16 protein-coding genes are annotated in these 15,806 nt (G+C 56.8%); 6 read left to right on the forward strand and 10 right to left on the reverse strand.

The window, feature by feature from the left end:
- Positions 1–15: 15 nt before the first annotated feature.
- The 6 genes from smrA to ACJJIM_RS19360 form a co-directional block, all read right to left on the reverse strand.
- Positions 16–603 (reverse strand): DNA endonuclease SmrA, encoded by a 588-nt coding sequence (gene smrA, locus ACJJIM_RS19335; RefSeq protein WP_444892318.1) that lies wholly within the window; start codon positions 601–603, stop codon positions 16–18.
- An 18-nt stretch (positions 604–621) separates the two neighbouring features.
- Entirely contained in the window at positions 622–1,485 is an 864-nt protein-coding gene (locus ACJJIM_RS19340; protein WP_444911763.1) for an SDR family oxidoreductase, read from the reverse strand.
- Positions 1,478–1,930, reverse strand: coding sequence for an acyl-CoA thioesterase (locus ACJJIM_RS19345; RefSeq protein ID WP_444911764.1), 453 nt, complete (start codon positions 1,928–1,930; stop codon positions 1,478–1,480). Before ACJJIM_RS19345 ends, ACJJIM_RS19340 begins: the two co-directional genes overlap by 8 nt.
- Positions 1,931–2,063: 133 nt before the next feature.
- A complete protein-coding gene (secB, locus tag ACJJIM_RS19350) occupies positions 2,064–2,555 on the reverse strand; it encodes a protein-export chaperone SecB (protein ID WP_282930772.1) in 492 nt (163 codons plus the stop codon).
- A gap of 160 nt (positions 2,556–2,715) precedes the next feature.
- On the reverse strand, positions 2,716–2,976 hold the full coding sequence (grxC, locus tag ACJJIM_RS19355; RefSeq protein ID WP_282930771.1) for a glutaredoxin 3: 261 nt from the start codon (positions 2,974–2,976) through the stop codon (positions 2,716–2,718).
- Between the two features lie 30 nt (positions 2,977–3,006).
- Positions 3,007–3,423, reverse strand: coding sequence for a rhodanese-like domain-containing protein (locus ACJJIM_RS19360; protein WP_282930770.1), 417 nt, complete (start codon positions 3,421–3,423; stop codon positions 3,007–3,009).
- A gap of 216 nt (positions 3,424–3,639) precedes the next feature.
- Between ACJJIM_RS19360 and gpmI the strand changes: the two genes are divergently transcribed.
- The 3 genes from gpmI (at position 3,640) to ACJJIM_RS19375 (ending at position 8,045) form a co-directional block, all read left to right on the forward strand.
- Positions 3,640–5,187, forward strand: a complete 1,548-nt coding sequence (gene gpmI, locus ACJJIM_RS19365) for a 2,3-bisphosphoglycerate-independent phosphoglycerate mutase (protein WP_444911765.1) — start codon at positions 3,640–3,642, stop codon at positions 5,185–5,187.
- Positions 5,187–6,314 (forward strand): murein hydrolase activator EnvC family protein, encoded by a 1,128-nt coding sequence (locus tag ACJJIM_RS19370; protein ID WP_444911766.1) that lies wholly within the window; start codon positions 5,187–5,189, stop codon positions 6,312–6,314. The genes gpmI and ACJJIM_RS19370 overlap by 1 nt, the downstream gene beginning before the upstream one ends.
- Positions 6,315–6,686: 372 nt before the next feature.
- Positions 6,687–8,045, forward strand: a complete 1,359-nt coding sequence (locus ACJJIM_RS19375; protein ID WP_444911767.1) for a S41 family peptidase — start codon at positions 6,687–6,689, stop codon at positions 8,043–8,045.
- 46 nt (positions 8,046–8,091) lie between these two features.
- Here the strand turns inward: ACJJIM_RS19375 and hisF are convergent, their stop codons facing one another.
- From hisF to hisB, 4 genes are read right to left on the reverse strand one after another with little or no spacing between them, the layout of a single operon-like run.
- On the reverse strand, positions 8,092–8,853 hold the full coding sequence (hisF, locus tag ACJJIM_RS19380) for an imidazole glycerol phosphate synthase subunit HisF (protein WP_282930766.1): 762 nt from the start codon (positions 8,851–8,853) through the stop codon (positions 8,092–8,094).
- Positions 8,853–9,584 carry a 1-(5-phosphoribosyl)-5-[(5-phosphoribosylamino)methylideneamino]imidazole-4-carboxamide isomerase gene (gene hisA, locus ACJJIM_RS19385; protein WP_413663754.1) on the reverse strand — a complete coding sequence of 244 codons (732 nt, stop codon included), beginning with the start codon at positions 9,582–9,584 and terminating at the stop codon, positions 8,853–8,855. Before hisA ends, hisF begins: the two co-directional genes overlap by 1 nt.
- A gap of 48 nt (positions 9,585–9,632) precedes the next feature.
- The gene (gene hisH, locus ACJJIM_RS19390; RefSeq protein WP_444911768.1) at positions 9,633–10,286 is read right to left on the reverse strand and encodes an imidazole glycerol phosphate synthase subunit HisH; all 654 of its coding nucleotides are present in this window, start codon (positions 10,284–10,286) and stop codon (positions 9,633–9,635) included.
- Positions 10,286–10,873 (reverse strand): imidazoleglycerol-phosphate dehydratase HisB, encoded by a 588-nt coding sequence (hisB, locus tag ACJJIM_RS19395; protein ID WP_282930763.1) that lies wholly within the window; start codon positions 10,871–10,873, stop codon positions 10,286–10,288. Before hisB ends, hisH begins: the two co-directional genes overlap by 1 nt.
- A gap of 100 nt (positions 10,874–10,973) precedes the next feature.
- Between hisB and ACJJIM_RS19400 the strand changes: the two genes are divergently transcribed.
- From ACJJIM_RS19400 to ACJJIM_RS19410, 3 genes are all read left to right on the forward strand, one after another.
- Entirely contained in the window at positions 10,974–11,288 is a 315-nt protein-coding gene (locus ACJJIM_RS19400; protein WP_444892326.1) for a hypothetical protein, read from the forward strand.
- A gap of 83 nt (positions 11,289–11,371) precedes the next feature.
- On the forward strand, positions 11,372–13,477 hold the full coding sequence (locus tag ACJJIM_RS19405) for a TonB-dependent receptor (protein ID WP_444911769.1): 2,106 nt from the start codon (positions 11,372–11,374) through the stop codon (positions 13,475–13,477).
- A gap of 165 nt (positions 13,478–13,642) precedes the next feature.
- Positions 13,643–15,802, forward strand: a complete 2,160-nt coding sequence (locus ACJJIM_RS19410; protein WP_444911770.1) for an AsmA family protein — start codon at positions 13,643–13,645, stop codon at positions 15,800–15,802.
- Positions 15,803–15,806: the final 4 nt, after the last annotated feature.

Below are 15,806 nucleotides of genomic sequence, written 5' to 3' on the forward strand. Positions count from 1 at the left end.
AGTTACAAAAGAACCTTAACGGCGTTTTTGATGTATCTCCAGATTCTCCTGCCGCTTGCGTTCACTCTTTCTCAGCAGCAGATAAGTCGCTCCCAAGCCCCCGTGTTGGGGTTGCGCACTGTGAAAAGCCAATACTTCATGCAGCTGCGGCAACCAGTGATTGATACAGCTTTTCAATAACGCCGGCTGCTTACGCCCCTCACCCTTACCGTGGGTAATCAGGGCACAGCGCACATCCGCTTCAACACAATCACGGATAAATTCCATCACGGCCCTGCGCGCCATCTCCACAGAGTGGCGATGTAAATCTAGGCGCGCATCTATGCTGTATTTGCCCAGGCGCAAATTGCGATAGACCCCGTTTTGCACACCATCGCGCTTGAATTCCAACGGATCCCATGGCTCTACCAGATCAATATATTCACCGGACAGGGGGTTCATTTCCCGCTCTGTCAGGCGCGTGGCAGCGGCGCGGCGCTCCCGCAACATAGACTCAGATTGCTTCGGCTCCTTGCGCAAATTGACGCGGCGCTCCTGCGCCAGCGGTTTAACGTCTCCCATTTCACCGAGAGCGTCTTTAAATAATTTGCTGTCGCTGCTCACAAATACCCCCTGCCAGCGTCAGTCGAGAAATAAATCCTTGGTTAAATTGTCTGCATTGGCTGGATTGTGGGCATAACCGGTGAAATCCTTCACACCGCGCTCTGCCAACAGCTCTTCATCGATTAGCTGGCGACCGCTCAAGGCGACATCTTTAGTCGTCAGTATCTCGTAGGCCGCATCGGCCATAATCGAGGGCTTGCGGCTCTGCTCAAACATATCGCGACTACCCACCGCAAACTCAATCGCAGCGGTGGCCACCAGCGTGCGCGGCCACAAGGTGTTCACGCTGATCCCCGCCTCACGCAGCTCTTCCGCCAAACCCAGGCTGAGAATGGTCATACCAAACTTTGACAGGGCGTAAGGAGCGAAGGGCCCCAACCACTTGGGCTGGATATTCAGCGGTGGGCACAGGCTGAGGATATGGGCGTTGTCAGCTTTTTTCAGGTAGGGAGTCGCCAAGTGGGCGGTGAGATACACCGCGCGACTGTTGATACTCTGCATCAGGTCGTAGCGCTTGGGTGGTGTCGACTCAACATTGGTCAGGTTGATCGCGCCCGCATTATTAATCACAGCGTCGATGCCGCCAAATTTTTCGGCAGCCTCCAACATAGCCTGCTCTACTCGCTGCTCATCGCGCACATCCACCTGCAGGGCCAGGGCATTGCCGCCGGCTTTCTCCACTTCCTCCGCCACCGAGAAGATGGTTCCCGGGAGCTTGGGATGTGGTTCTGCTGACTTAGCGGCAATCACGATATTGGCACCATCCGCCGCGCATTTGAGGGCAATCGCCCGGCCGATGCCGCGACTGGCACCAGTGATAAAGATGGTCTTGTCCTTAAGCGCCCCTGAATTGTTGGTCAGGGATACAAACTCTTCACTCATTTTTTTCAGCCTCCGGGGCAGTCACTGCCGGACTGTAAATTTCCTTGAAGATCGCCGGCATACGTTTTGGCTTGCCAGTGGAAAGCTCAATGCACACCATCCGCCATTCGGCCCGCAATACCAATGTCTTATCGGCGGCGCGAAACACCTGAAAGCGGCGAGTCATATTCAGACGCCCGTCCACCTCAGTGAGCCAGGTGCCAAACAGCAATTCCTCCCCCTCTCTGGCCGCCAGTATATAGTCATACTCGCCATGACGAATTGCCATTCCCCGGTCAAGCTGCTGATAATTCGTGACATCCAGACCCAGGGCTGCGCTGTGCGCCCAGGCGGTAGCCTCACACCAGCGCACATATTCCGCATTGTTGGCATGACTCAGACCATCCACATGTTCGGCGCCAACCGTCACTGTGGTGATAAATGGGTTTGGCAGATCCCACTGCATAAGCGGCTCCAGGTTTGTGCTGCGGTTGCGGAGGGATAGTCAGTAAAATGGACGCTATCCCCGGGGAGATTACAGATATAAAAAAAGGCCCCGCTAAGGGACCTTTTTATCGTGCCAGCTGGGCTAAAGCGAATTAAGCGTTCGCTTGAGCGCCCTCTGCTTCTTTCTGTGCCTTATCGAGGGCAGCAGCGAACAGAGCGTCGAAGTTCACCGGCGGCAACATCAGTGCCGGGAAAGAACCTTTAACTACAGCGTTATCGATCACTTCGCGAGCGTAGGGGAACAGAATTTGCGGGCAGGCAGTATTCAGGGCCTGGGCCAGCTGTTGACCTTCAAGGCCTTTGATACCGAACAGGCCAGCTTGTTTTACTTCTACCAGGAAAGCGGTGTCTTCTTCCAGTTTTACGGTGATAGTCAGGGTCAGAGCCACTTCGTACAGATCGTCTTCGATCTTCGCGGTCTTGGTGTTCAGCTCCTGATTAACCTGGGGCTTCCACTGCTTTTTGAAGACCTCGGCACCCATCGGGGTTTCGAAGGAGAGGTCTTTCAGGTAGATGCGTTGCATCGCAAATTGTACTTGTGGAGCCTCTGCGTTTGCCGCTGCGCCATTTAATTCTTCAGCCATGTTACAGCCTGTTCATTATAAAAAGTTTATTGATGCCTTCCGTGAGAAAGACTCCGGTAATAACTCAACAGTTGGGGCCTCGATAAAACGTTTCAAGGCCCAGACCGGATAAATAGCAAAAATTGGGGACCGCATGTTGGCGGCCGCGTCAGTTTTCCGCTTATCCCGCTGCTTTCAGCAATTTGTCGAGTCGGCCACCGCGCTCCAACGCCATCAGGTCGTCGCAACCACCTACATGCTTATCGCCAATCCAAATCTGCGGCACCGAGCGGCGCCCCGCCTTGTCAGCCATTTCTGCGCGCAAGCCGGGATTATTGTCCACAGGGATTTCGCGATAAGCGACACCCTTGCTATCCAGTAGCTGCTTGGCGCGAATACAGTAGGGGCAGAAACGGGTGGTATAAATGACAACATTCTGCATGACAAAACTCCGTCAAACTTATACTTCAGGTTAACCTTTGCCTTTAACGACAGGCAGGTTCTGGTTAGCCCACTCGCTCATTCCGCCCTGCAGGCGACGCACTTGGAAACCTTTCTGTTTCAGCATGCGCCCCACCGGACCTGCGTGCTGCCCCATCTTGTCAGCGACAATAATGGTCTTATCTTTAAACGGTTCCAGCTCGGCAATGCGCTCAGCCACATCCCCGTGGGGAATATGCAGGGAGTCGACAATATGACCGGCAGTGAACTCGCTGCGATCGCGAATATCCAGCACCTTGGCCCCGTCGCTATTGATCAGCTTGGTCACTTCATGAAGTGATGCCGGCTCGCCAGACTTGAATCGCTCAGTCAAAACAAATGCGTAAAGCAATGCCACAAGCAGGCCGACCAACAGCCACTGCTCAGCTAAAAAGTCGAGAAAATCCACTTCGCCCCCAAAATCCTCAAGTGGTAATCAATAGGGCACTACGGCGCCCAATGCCGGCGGGAGTATACACGATCATGGCGAAATTCTAATCAACCAAATCCCTCCGCCCCAGCCTCTTTGTAATCCGGCTTAAGCTAAATAACATGGTGAAATACCAGCCCCACAGGTTAAAATCCGCGTCCGCAATTTAACCCTTGGAAGAGGAATACTGTCGCTATGGCCGCTACGCAAGCCCCGCAAAAACGCCCCCTGGTCCTGCTGATTCTGGACGGCTTCGGCCACAGCGACAATCCCAAGCACAATGCGATTCACGCAGCCAAGTCTCCGGTTTGGGACAATATCTGGGCAACCCGCCCAAAAACCCTGATCCAGACATCCGGGATGGCGGTGGGCCTGCCCGATGGACAAATGGGCAACTCGGAAGTCGGCCATATGACACTGGGCGCCGGTCGAGTGGTCTACCAGAACTTCACCCGGATCAACAAAGCCATTCAGGACGGCGACTTCTTCCGCAATACCGCTTACACCACTGCGGTCGATAAGGCTATCGCCAACAACGGCGCCGTCCATATTATGGGACTCCTGTCCGAAGGCGGCGTACACAGCCACGAAGATCATATTGTCGCCATGATAACCCTGGCGGCACAGCGCGGCGCCCGCGCTATTTATGTACACGCATTTCTCGATGGCCGCGACACCCCACCGCGCAGTGCCGAACCCTCCCTGGCGCGCCTGATGCAGGTGTGTGACTCCGTCGGCAATGCCCATATGGCTACCCTGGCCGGGCGCTACTTCGCCATGGATCGCGACCAGCGCTGGGAGCGCACCGAGTCCGTTTACGACATGCTGACCCTGGGTACAGCAGAGCACAGTGCCAGTGACGCCCTGGCAGGACTGGCCTCGGCCTATGAGCGCGGTGAAAACGATGAGTTTGTCGCGCCAACGGTGATTGGCGAGCCCGCTCCTATCCAAGACGGCGATGCCCTTATCTTTATGAATTTCCGCCCGGATCGCGCGCGCCAGTTAACCCGCGCTTTTACCGAGCAGGACTTCAGCGGCTTCGAGCGCAAAGCCAAACCGCAGCTGGCGGACTTCGTCATGACGACCGAATATGCTGCCAATATCCACGCCAGCTGTGCCTTCCCGCCAGAAAACCTGGTCAACTCCCTCGGCGAGTACTTGTCTGCAGAGGGCAAAACCCAGCTGCGCATCGCCGAGACAGAGAAGTACGCCCACGTTACCTTCTTCTTCAGCGGCGGCCGCGAAGAGCCCTACAACGGCGAAACCCGCGAACTGATCAAGTCACCGGATGTGGCCACCTACGATCTGCAACCGGAAATGAATGCGCCAATTGTCACTGACAAACTGGTAGCGGCGATTGAGAGCGGCGAGTACGACGCCATTATCTGCAACTACGCCAACGGCGATATGGTCGGCCATACCGGTGTTTTCGAGGCGGCAGTAAAAGCCGTCGAAGCCCTGGACCAGTGTGTAGAGCGCGTCGTAAACGCCGCTCTGGCTGCCGGCGGCGAAGTGCTGATAACTGCCGACCACGGCAATGTGGAAGAGATGTTCGACGCCAACTCCGGCCAGGTCAGCACCCAGCACTCCACTCTGCCGGTGCCTTTTGTTTATATCGGCGAGCGCAATGTGCAAATGTGTGACGGAGGTAGTCTGGCGGATGTAGCACCAACCATGTTAGCGTTGATGGATCTGCCACAGCCGACGGAAATGACCGGCCAAAGTTTGGTAAAAATGGACTGATGAAAACTCTCGTACTCTTCCTGATCACACTGATTTCCCTACCCGCCTGGAGCCAGGCAGAGGGAGATGAGCAGGCGCGCCTGGCGCAAATCAAGCAACGCATTGAGTCCCTGCAACAGGAACTCAATCAGGTGCGGGGCCAGCGCGACCAATTGCTCAAGGATTTGGAAGAGAACGAGAAAGATATTTCCGGGCTGCACCAGCGCATAGACAAGATCAAACAGGATATGCGCAGCCGCTCGGACAAGTTGCACGAACTCCAGCAGGAACAACAGCAACTGCAAGAGTCGCGACGAAGTATGCAGCGGCGGGTCGAGCAGGAGATCGCCGCCGCATACCGACTAGGCCGACAGGAGCAGATCAAGCTCCTGCTCAACCAGCAAGATCCACAGAACGTCGCCCGCCATCTCCGCTACCACGATTACTTCCTCCAAGAACGCAGCCGCATCATAGACACTTACCTTGAAACCCTCACCTCACTGAAAACCGTATCCGCCTCCATTGAGCGCGAGCGCGAGACCCTGAAAGCGGAGCGAGAGCAGCTGCAGAAACGCCAGAGCAAACTGCGCGTCGCACAGCAGAATCGCAAGGACACGCTGGATAAACTTGCGGCGCGGCTCTCCGATGGCAGCGGTGAACTCAAGCAGCTCCAAGGAGATCGCACACGCCTACAAAAATTGGTCGACGAAGTAGGTCGCGCCATCGCCTCACTGGTAAACCCCAGCGAGCAAAAGCCCTTTGCGCGCCAGCGGGGCAAGATGCAGTGGCCTGTTGATGGCCGCCGCGCCAATGCCTATGGACAGCGCCGCGCCAATGGCATCACTTGGAAAGGTGTCACCTTGCGCGCCAATGAAGGGGAGCCGGTGCGGGCAATCCACCGCGGCCGCGTGGTTTTCTCCGATTACCTGCGCGGCCACGGCATGCTGGTTATCCTGGATCATGGAGAGGAGTACATGAGTCTCTACGCCCACAACCAGTCCCTCACCCGCAATATTGGCGAGTGGGTGGAAAGTGGTGACACCATCGCTCGGGTTGGCAATAGCGGTGGACTCAGCCATAGCGGTGTTTACTTCGAAATTCGCCACCGGGGTAAAGCGCAGGACCCTACAGTTTGGTGCCGCTCCTGATCGGAGCTGGCACAGAGGGCATAATACGAGGCGTAAAATCCCGGGCATTTTCCACGCACCCGTTATAGAGCCCCCTCGCAAATCACAGCGATCGGGATTACACACCCGCCTAATGCTCCCCACTTCATCTCACGACTCCGGCCGCTGTGCTAATTAAATGAGAAAGCACCACGACGAAAAGCTGCGGAGTATCGGCTTTTTTATCGCCAAAAGAGAATAAGAGCGGGAGCCAACCCAGGTGTAAGACCCCTGGGCTTATGACGACTAAGATCGTGACACTGTAGAATTTGGCGTCCGCTTAGAATCCCTGCCAATCTCTGCGGTCTACACTTTCGCAAAGCAGCGAAGAAATAAGGCAGAGGTCACAACAACATGTTTATCCCCAAGGCGCTGACAACCTTGATCGGCGCAGCCGCTCTGACAGCCCTGCCTTTAATGGGTTTGACCGACGGCGATAGCCATTCCCAGGTGGCTACAGACACTGAAGCCCGCCTGCCGCTGGAAGATCTGCGCAGCTTTGCCAAAGTTTTCGAGCAAATTCGCCAGGGCTATATCGAGGAAGTGGACGACCGCACCCTATTGGAATACGCCATCAAGGGCATGCTGCAGGGCCTAGACCCCCACTCCTCCTACCTCGATCGCCGATCCTTTGACGATTTACAAGCCAACACCACCGGTGAGTTTGCCGGCCTCGGGATCGAGGTGGGCATCGAAAACGACCATATCACCGTCGTCACCCCCATGGACGACACCCCCGCCTCCCGCGCTGGCCTCAAGGCCGGCGATGTCATACTGCGCCTGTCGGGCAAATCCATGAAGGGCGTGAGCCTGGATGAAGCGGTGGAGTGGATGCGCGGGCCCAAAGGAAGCAGTGTCACCCTGACCATCGCTCGCAAAGGTTTTAAAGAACCTTTCGATGTCACTCTCAAGCGGGACACCGTGCGCGTGCGCAGTGTGCGCAGCAAAGTCCTCGACGATGGCTACGGTTATCTGCGCATCAGCCAGTTCCAGCTGGACACCGGCGCCGATGTGGCCGACGAGCTGATCAAGTTGCAGAAGAAAGGCGCACTGAAAGGGCTGGTTATCGACCTGCGCAACAACCCCGGTGGCGTGCTGCAATCCTCGGTGGAAGTAGCGGATGCATTTTTGGAAGAGGGCCTGGTGGTCTACACCGAAGGTCGCAATGAAGCCGCCAACCTGAGCTATTCCGCCGAGCCGGGCGATTTAACCGAAGGCGCTCCGCTGGTTGTATTAATCAACGCGGGCTCCGCCTCTGCAGCGGAAATTGTCGCCGGCGCCCTGCAGGACCACCGCCGCGCAGTGGTGATGGGCACCGACAGCTTCGGCAAGGGATCGGTACAAACGGTAATCCCTATCAATAATGAGCGCGCCATCAAGCTGACAACCGCGCTCTACTTCACCCCCAATGGCCGCTCAATCCAGGCCCAGGGCATCACACCGGATATCGTGGTAGAGCGGGTGAAAGTCACCCGCTTGGACGACTCTCCCAGACCCACTGAAGCGGATTTGGCAGGGCATCTGGACAACGGTAACGGTGGTGCCGACCGGACTTCTGAAGACCGCTCGAGAGAACAGGAAGAACGGGAAGACTGGATGGATCGCGACAACCAAATCTTCGAAGCCCTCAATGTACTCAAGGGCCTCAATCTCTACGCTCACAGGGACAGGGGTTTGCGCGAGCGCCTTGCCCGCGCAGACGAACAGCAGTAGCAGAGTGCGGCGGGCCCAGGGCCCGCCGTGCAAGACCTACACCGACCTACAAGCGCATTTCAATCCCTGCGCTGTGCATAAACGCTTTCGCCTCGGCAATGGTGTATTCGCCAAAGTGAAAAATACTCGCAGCCAATACCGCATCCGCACCGCCGTGCAATACGCCATCCGCCAGGTGCTGTAGATCTCCCACACCACCAGAAGCAATGACTGGCACTTGAACCGCCTCAGTAACCGCCCGGGTCAGGGCCAGGTCAAAACCGTTCTTGGTGCCGTCGCGATCCATACTGGTCAGCAGAATTTCGCCGGCACCGTATTCGGCCATCTGCCGAGCCCAGGCCACTGCATCAATGCCAGTGGGCTGGCGCCCGCCATGAGTGAAGATCTCCCAGCGGCCCTCTCCCACCTGTTTGGCATCAATGGCCACCACAATACACTGGCTGCCAAAGCGCTCGGCGGCCTCGCGTACAAACTCGGGATTTTTCACCGCCGCTGAATTGATTGCAGTCTTGTCCGCACCGGCATTCAGCAGATTGCGGATATCTTGCAAGGTGCGCACACCGCCGCCGACAGTGAGGGGGATAAACACCTCGTGGGCCATTTTCTCCACGGTGTGCAGGATGGTATCGCGCTGCTCATGGGTGGCGGTGATATCGAGGAAAGTGACTTCATCCGCGCCCGCTTCGTTGTAGCGGCGGGCAATTTCCACCGGGTCGCCGGCATCGCGGATATCGACAAAGTTAACACCCTTCACCACGCGGCCGTTGTCCACATCCAGACAGGGAATAATACGTTTCGCCAGAGCCATTATTTGTTCCGTTGGTCGCAAAGCTGCTGCGCTTCGCGCAGGTTCAACTTGTCTTCGTAGATCGCCCGGCCGGTAATCGCACCGTAGATTTCACCGGCATCCAACAGCTGTTCAATGTCCTCAATGCTGCTGACACCGCCGGAGGCAATAATAGGCACCTGCACTGCGCGGGCCATTTCCAGGGTCGCCTCAATATTGACGCCTTGCATCATCCCGTCGCGGGCAATATCTGTATAAACAATAGAGCTGACGCCACAATCGGCAAAGCGCTTGGCCAGTTCTGTCGCCTTCAGCTCGGAGACCTCAGCCCAGCCCTCAGTAGCCACCAAGCCATCTTTGGCATCGAGCCCGACAATAATATGGCCCTCAAACTCGCGACACGCCTCTTCCACCAGCTTGGGATTTTTTACCGCCGCAGTGCCGATAATCCCCCACTGCACACCGGCATCCAGATAGCGCTCGATAGTGTGCAAATCGCGAATGCCTCCGCCAATTTGCACCGGTAAATCGGGAAACTGTTTGGCGATAGCAGTTACCGCTTCACCGTTCACCGGGTTGCCGGCGAAGGCGCCGTTCAAATCCACCAGGTGCAGTCGCTTGGCTCCCTCGTTCACCCAATGCTGAGCTGTAGCCAGGGGATCATCGGAAAATACAGTGGCGTCATCCATCTCGCCCTGGCGCAGGCGCACGCATTGGCCGTCTTTTAAATCTATCGCGGGAATTACAATCATGTCTTTTCTTACGTCGGCAGTAATTTCTGTGTGATCGGTGAGCTGGGCCTATTGGGCCCGGCCGTTCCAGTGGACAAAGTTCTTTAGCAGCTGCAAGCCAACCTCGGCACTCTTCTCCGGGTGGAACTGGGTGGCGAAGATATTCTCCCTGGCAACTGCGGCAGCCAGGGGAATGCCGTATTCGGCTTGCCCGGCAATATCCGGATTTTCAGCAGCCGGCACATAGTAACTGTGGACAAAGTAAAAACGGCTGCCATCGGCAATATCGGCCCACAGGGGGTGCGGCTGCCGCTGCTGAACACTGTTCCAGCCCATATGGGGCACCTTGAGCCGTTCAGCACTCTGCGCCGGGGGAATGTTGTCGCCGAAGAATTTCACCGGCTCCGGGAAAATCCCCAGGCAATCAACGCCATTATTCTCCTCGCTGTGGTGCATCATAATCTGCATACCCACACAGATACCCAGCACCGGGGTACCCACACTGATGGCCTCGCGAAGCAGCGGCGAAAAACCCGCCTCGACAAACCCTGCCATACAATCCCGAATGGCACCCACACCGGGCACCACCAAGCGCTCTGCGTCCTCGGCCTGCTCAGGCGTCTGCGCCAGCACCACCTCGGCCTCCGGCGCCACCTTGTTCAGGGCGCTGGCCACCGAGTGCAGGTTGCCCATACCGTAATCGAGTACCGCAATCTTACCCATCACAAGACTCCTTTGGTGGAGGGCATGGTGCCGGCCATACGGGGGTCCGGGGTCAACGCCATACGCAGGGCGCGGCCAAAGGCTTTAAATACAGTTTCCACCTGATGGTGAGCGTTGTGGCCACGCAGGCAGTCAATATGTACTGTTACCAGCGCGTGATTGACGAAGCCCTGGAAGAACTCAAAAAACAGTTCGGTATCAAAGTTGCCGATCCGCTTCTGGGTGAAAGGCACATCCATAACCAGGCCTGGCCGGCCGGAGAAGTCGATTACGACCCGGGAGAGCGCCTCATCCAATGGGACATAGCTGTGGCCGTAACGGGTCATCCCCTTTTTATCCCCCAGCGCTTCAGTAATGGCTTTGCCCAGGGTAATGCCGATATCTTCCACCGTATGATGGTCATCGATATGAATATCGCCATCGCAGCTAATGTCCATGTCGATCATGCCGTGGCGGGCAATTTGATCGAGCATATGCTCCAGGAAAGGAACCCCAGTCGCGAACTTGCCATGACCTTGGCCGTCCAGGTTAACGCTGACTTGAATCTTGGTTTCCAGGGTGTCACGGGTGACGCTAGCTGTACGCATCGAAAGCGATCCTTATTTGCACGATAAGACAGAGGGCGCAAATTATAGGATGAATGACACCCCTGTGGCTCTCTAGTGTCAGATGAAACTTGATTCGTAATTGTTTAGCCCTATCATGCACCGCATGGTTACTCTAAAGCGCCGAAAATCCCATTACTGGGCCAGCCTGTTCCTGTTACTCGCCGTAGTAGCAGCTCAGCCGCTGTGGGCGGAGCACTTCCACCTGGGCAATACCCAGGTAGAGATGTGTGACCTGTGTTGCATGCATTCACCTGCAGCACTCGGCAGCGAGCCATTGCTCGTACAGGCTGAGCCCCAAAGTCACTACGAACGGCCCTCTGCGCCAACCGCGCGCGATTGCCAGCCAGAGCGCCAGAGTGCGCGCGCCCCTCCCTTCTTCCTGTCACTCAGCTAACACCCAAAAACCGATATTTATTTAATGAATGCCCGCGCTGGAGCGCGTATGGCATTGTCCGCCTGTGACAGGAATAAAAAACAATGACTAAGTTCAATACTTTGGCCCTGGCTATTGCCAGCTTGGCCGTGCCCGCTATTTGCGCCGCAGAAGACAGCAACAAACTGGAAGAAGTTAACGTCACCGTATCTCCCCTGGATAAGCCCGCCGACGCAGTAGCTGCGCCGGTATCGGTGCTCTCCGGCGAGACCCTGCGCAAAGCCGCTTCCGCCACCCTGGGCGAAACCCTGAAGAACCAGCCGGGAGTGGCCAACGCCTCCTTCGGCAGTGGCGTGGGCCTGCCGGTTATTCGCGGCCAGAGCGCCAACCGGGTGAAGATCCTGAACGACAACCTGGATGTCTCTGACGCCTCCAACACCAGCGCCGATCACGCTGCCAGTATCGAACCTCTACTGGCGGAGCGCATCGAAATACTGCGCGGACCGGCGGCACTGCGTTACGGCAGCGGCGCTATCGGTGGGGTGGTAAATATTATCGACGGTCGCATCCCCACTGAGGTACCCGAGGAAGTTGAAGGCGCGGTTGAGATGCGCCACGACACTGCCAACAGCCAGGATGCCTCGGTATTCCGCTTTACCGGCGGTGCCGGGCAGCTGGCCTGGTACTTCGACGGTGTCTACCGCGAAAATGACGACACGGAAATCCCCGGCCTCGCTATTGTCGAGCACGAGGAACACGAAGAGCACGACGAGGACGAAGGCGAGCACGAGGAAGAATTCAACACCGACGGCTACGTCGGCAACACCAATGCCCGCGCCCACAGCTACAGCGGCGGTGTTTCCTGGATTACTGAAAGTGGCTACATCGGCCTGTCAGTAAACAAGCTGGAAAACAACTACGGTATCCCCCTCGGCACTCACGAGCACCACCACGATGATGAGGAGCACGACGAGGACGATCACGAGGAACATGAAGAGCATGAGGAGGAGAGCGAAGTCGAAGCTGTGCGTATCGATATGGCGCAGACTCGCTACGACCTCAAAGGCGAGCACCGCTTCAACAGCAACTATTGGGACAAGCTGCGCCTGCGTATCGGCTATAACGACTATGAGCACGTAGAGCTGGAAGAAGGTGAACCCGGTACCCGCTTTACCAATGAAGCCTGGGAAAGTCGCTTGGAGATCACCCACGACAACGATAGTGAGTGGCGTGGTGCCTACGGCCTGCAATTGTCCGACAAAGACTTTGCTGCAGTGGGCGACGAAGCCTTTATCCAGCCCTCCCGCACCCGCAGCGCCGGCCTCTTCACCATGAAGGAACGCGAGTGGGGCAACTGGCACCTGGACCTGGGCGCGCGTATTGAGCTTGTCGATGTCGATCCGGAGACCTCAGAGGATCGCGACTTCAATCTGTTCAGCACCAGTGCCACTCTGCAGTACTTCCTGCAAGAGCACCAACATATCAGCGTCGGCGCCACCCACTCCGAGCGCGCCCCGGTAGCCGAAGAGCTGTTCGCCGACGGTGAGCACCTGGCCGAGTCGCGCTACCTGATCGGTAACAGCGACCTGGACAAAGAACGCTCTTTAAACCTGGAACTGGGCTATCACCACCACAACGAAGCAGCCAGCGGCTGGCATGCAGCGCAGATTGAAGCCAGCGTCTTCTACAACCGCATCGGCGACTACATCTATTCGCAGAATACCGGTCTTGAGTACGAAGAAGAGCTGCCCATCTACGCCTATGCCAATCGCGATGCCACCTTCTACGGTGCTGAAGCCTCGGTGAAATTTCCCCTGCGCAGCAACTTCTATCTGACTCTGTTTGGCGATGTTGTACGCGCGAGCTTCGACGAAGATATCGCCGGTGAGAGTTCCGATGTGCCGCGCATGCCTCCCCTGCGCCTGGGCCTCGCCCTGGGAGCAGAGTACGACCAGTGGGGTTGGGAATGGCGCACAGTCGAAGCTGCGGACCAGGACCGCGCCGGCGCCTACGAAGAGGAAACCGACGGCTATACCCGCATGGACCTGAGTGCCCACTACAACTTCAACATCGGCAGCAGCGACGCGGTGATCTTCGCCAGCGCCCGCAACCTGCTCGACGAAGAAATTCGCAACTCCACCTCACTACTGCGCGACTACGCTCCTGAAGCTGGTCGCAGCGTCGAAGCCGGTGTGCGGTTTATTTTCTAATAAACACCTGCTTCAATGGCCCCGCAGTGCTTTCCCAGCCTCGCGGGGCTGCATCTCCTACAATTCCGGCATAACCTATTTGTAGAAGTGCGCGGGAACATCGAGCCGCGCTGCGGCGTCATATGCGTGACACCACACGACAAATACACAGGGACAATGCTCTCCATGGCCTGGATAAAGCGCACTTTTATCGCACTTTTAATCGTTTTCCTGCTACTCGCTGGCGCCGTCGCCTGGCTGTTAGCAGGACTCGACATCAACCAATACAAACCCCAGTTAGAAAAACTCGCTGCCAAGCAGGGCGTCTCCCTGCAACTGGAAGGTGATATCGGCTGGCAGCTGTGGCCCAAGCTCGGCCTGCAACTTGAAGATGTACAGCTGGCACCATTAAAGCTACCAAAACAAACTCTGGTGAAAGCAGAAAAAATTGCCATCGGCGTGGCCCTCAAGCCACTACTGCAACGCAAAGTAGAGGCTGAGGAGATAGTCCTGGTAGCTCCGCAAATTGAGCTCACCGTCGACAAAGAAGGGCGCGGCAACTGGGAGCTGATCAGCGAGGCCCTGGAAGCTCAGAGCAAGCAACCTCCCAAACTCTCCATCCCCAAGGAACAGGAAGAACCTTCACAACAACAGGTCGACCTGAGCCTGCAAAAGCTGCGTATCGAGAAGGGCGTGGTGCTTTACAGCGATGCCCAGACTAACAAAGAGTACAAAGTCCAAGACCTGCAGGTAAGCGTTATCAACCTGGTGCCGGGTGGCGAGCCAGGCAAACTCACCGCCGCAGCAGACCTTACCGGCAGCGACCTCAAACACCCGCTGAAGCTAAAAATTGACAGCACCCTCGCCCTGGATGAGGGCCTCAATGGGCTGCGCCTGCAGCCGCTACAAGTAGACCTCACTTCTGAGAACAGCGCCAAGGCCAGCCTGCATATGCGCGGCTACCTGCGCAGGGACAGCAACATTCAACCCTGGCGTATACAACTAAACGTCAACGCCAATGCCGACCCTCTGCGCCCCTGGTTTGAACTGACGGGCACCGAAATCGATACCCGCGATAAAGCGGCACTGCAAAAGCTGAGTATCGAAGCGAGTGTGGAAGGTACCGAGCAAAAACTCGACCTGACACCGCTGCAACTGAAACTGGACGACGTCACCTTTAGTGGCAACGCCCAGTTGCGCAACGCAGAAATGCCCGGGCTGGACCTGAACCTGCGCGGCGGCGCCTTTAACCTGGATAACTATCTGCCCCCTTCGAACGAAGATGAGGCTGGAGCCGCTTCGGCGGAACAAACCGAGGGAGTGGAAGCACAGAGTGCGCAGGCACCCGCCGCTGAAGGCAAAAAGCAGGGAGAGCAGGCGGCACAGAGCGATCAAACTGAAATCGCAGGAAAACCAAAGAGAACAGTAGCTGCCAAACCGCCTGCGGCAGAACCCCTGCCACTGAGCGACCTGCGCGGCTTCAACGCCAATATCAGCCTGGCACTGGACCAACTGCAAGCCGCTGACCTGCAAATGGACAGCCCGGAAATCCAACTCACTGTGGATAACGGCCTCTACCGACTGCAAAAATTGAGCGCCGATATCTATGGTGGCCAGCTGAACACGAATGGCCAGCTCAACGCTCGCGCCCAGTCCGCCGAGGCGCAAATGCGCGGCGGTCTCACCAATGTGGATATCGGCAAGGTCCAAGCTGCCCTCTTCCCCAGTGAAGACGTCCAGCTGGCTGGGGAAGCCAGCGTTAACTGGAGTGCCAGCACCAAAGGTAAAACATCCAAAGCCTTAGAGAAAAACCTGCGCGCCTCCGTTGAGGTTTCCAGCAAGGAAATGTCGATTTCTCCATTCAATCTGGAGAAAAACATGTGCCAGCTGTTTAGCTACGCGGAAAATACCGAAATGCCCACCCGGGACTGGCCCAACAGCACCGGACTGCAGGACCTTCGCGCCACCATCGCGGTGAAAGGCGACCAGGTAGATGTGAGCGAAATTCTCGCCGGTATCGAAAATATCGCCCTGACCGGTGACGGAGAGGTGGACCTGAAGAAACAGGGCTTCGATTTCAAGCTCGGCCTGGCCCTGGTTGGCGAAAGCACCTCCGCCGACGGCTGTACCGTGCGCAACAAGCGCTGGCGCAACCGCCCGCTGCCACTGCGCTGCAAGGGCGACTTCGACGATGTGAACATCAGCACTTGTAAACCCGACAGCCGCCGCCTCGACGACTTGCTGCGGGAAGAACTGAAGCACAAAGCCGAAAAGAAATATGGCGATAAAGTTGAAGAAAAGGTCGACGAACTGAAAGAAAAATTGAAAAATCTCTTCGGCCGCTAAGGCC

This window comes from Microbulbifer maximicatervae (SeqCode), from assembly GCF_052467615.1.

Bases quoted from the DNA above. Each gene is read 5' to 3' on its own strand.
- ACJJIM_RS19340 (WP_444911763.1), bottom strand. From the start codon at position 1,485: ATGAGTGAAGAGTTTGTATCCCTGACCAACAATTCAGGGGCGCTTAAG.
- ACJJIM_RS19345 (WP_444911764.1), bottom strand. From the start codon at position 1,930: ATGCAGTGGGATCTGCCAAACCCATTTATCACCACAGTGACGGTTGGC.
- secB (WP_282930772.1), bottom strand. From the start codon at position 2,555: ATGGCTGAAGAATTAAATGGCGCAGCGGCAAACGCAGAGGCTCCACAA.
- grxC (WP_282930771.1), bottom strand. From the start codon at position 2,976: ATGCAGAATGTTGTCATTTATACCACCCGTTTCTGCCCCTACTGTATT.
- gpmI (WP_444911765.1), top strand. From the start codon at position 3,640: ATGGCCGCTACGCAAGCCCCGCAAAAACGCCCCCTGGTCCTGCTGATT.
- ACJJIM_RS19370 (WP_444911766.1), top strand. From the start codon at position 5,187: ATGAAAACTCTCGTACTCTTCCTGATCACACTGATTTCCCTACCCGCC.
- ACJJIM_RS19375 (WP_444911767.1), top strand. From the start codon at position 6,687: ATGTTTATCCCCAAGGCGCTGACAACCTTGATCGGCGCAGCCGCTCTG.
- hisF (WP_282930766.1), bottom strand. From the start codon at position 8,853: ATGGCTCTGGCGAAACGTATTATTCCCTGTCTGGATGTGGACAACGGC.
- hisA (WP_413663754.1), bottom strand. From the start codon at position 9,584: ATGATTGTAATTCCCGCGATAGATTTAAAAGACGGCCAATGCGTGCGC.
- hisH (WP_444911768.1), bottom strand. From the start codon at position 10,286: ATGGGTAAGATTGCGGTACTCGATTACGGTATGGGCAACCTGCACTCG.
- hisB (WP_282930763.1), bottom strand. From the start codon at position 10,873: ATGCGTACAGCTAGCGTCACCCGTGACACCCTGGAAACCAAGATTCAA.
- ACJJIM_RS19405 (WP_444911769.1), top strand. From the start codon at position 11,372: ATGACTAAGTTCAATACTTTGGCCCTGGCTATTGCCAGCTTGGCCGTG.
- ACJJIM_RS19410 (WP_444911770.1), top strand. From the start codon at position 13,643: ATGGCCTGGATAAAGCGCACTTTTATCGCACTTTTAATCGTTTTCCTG.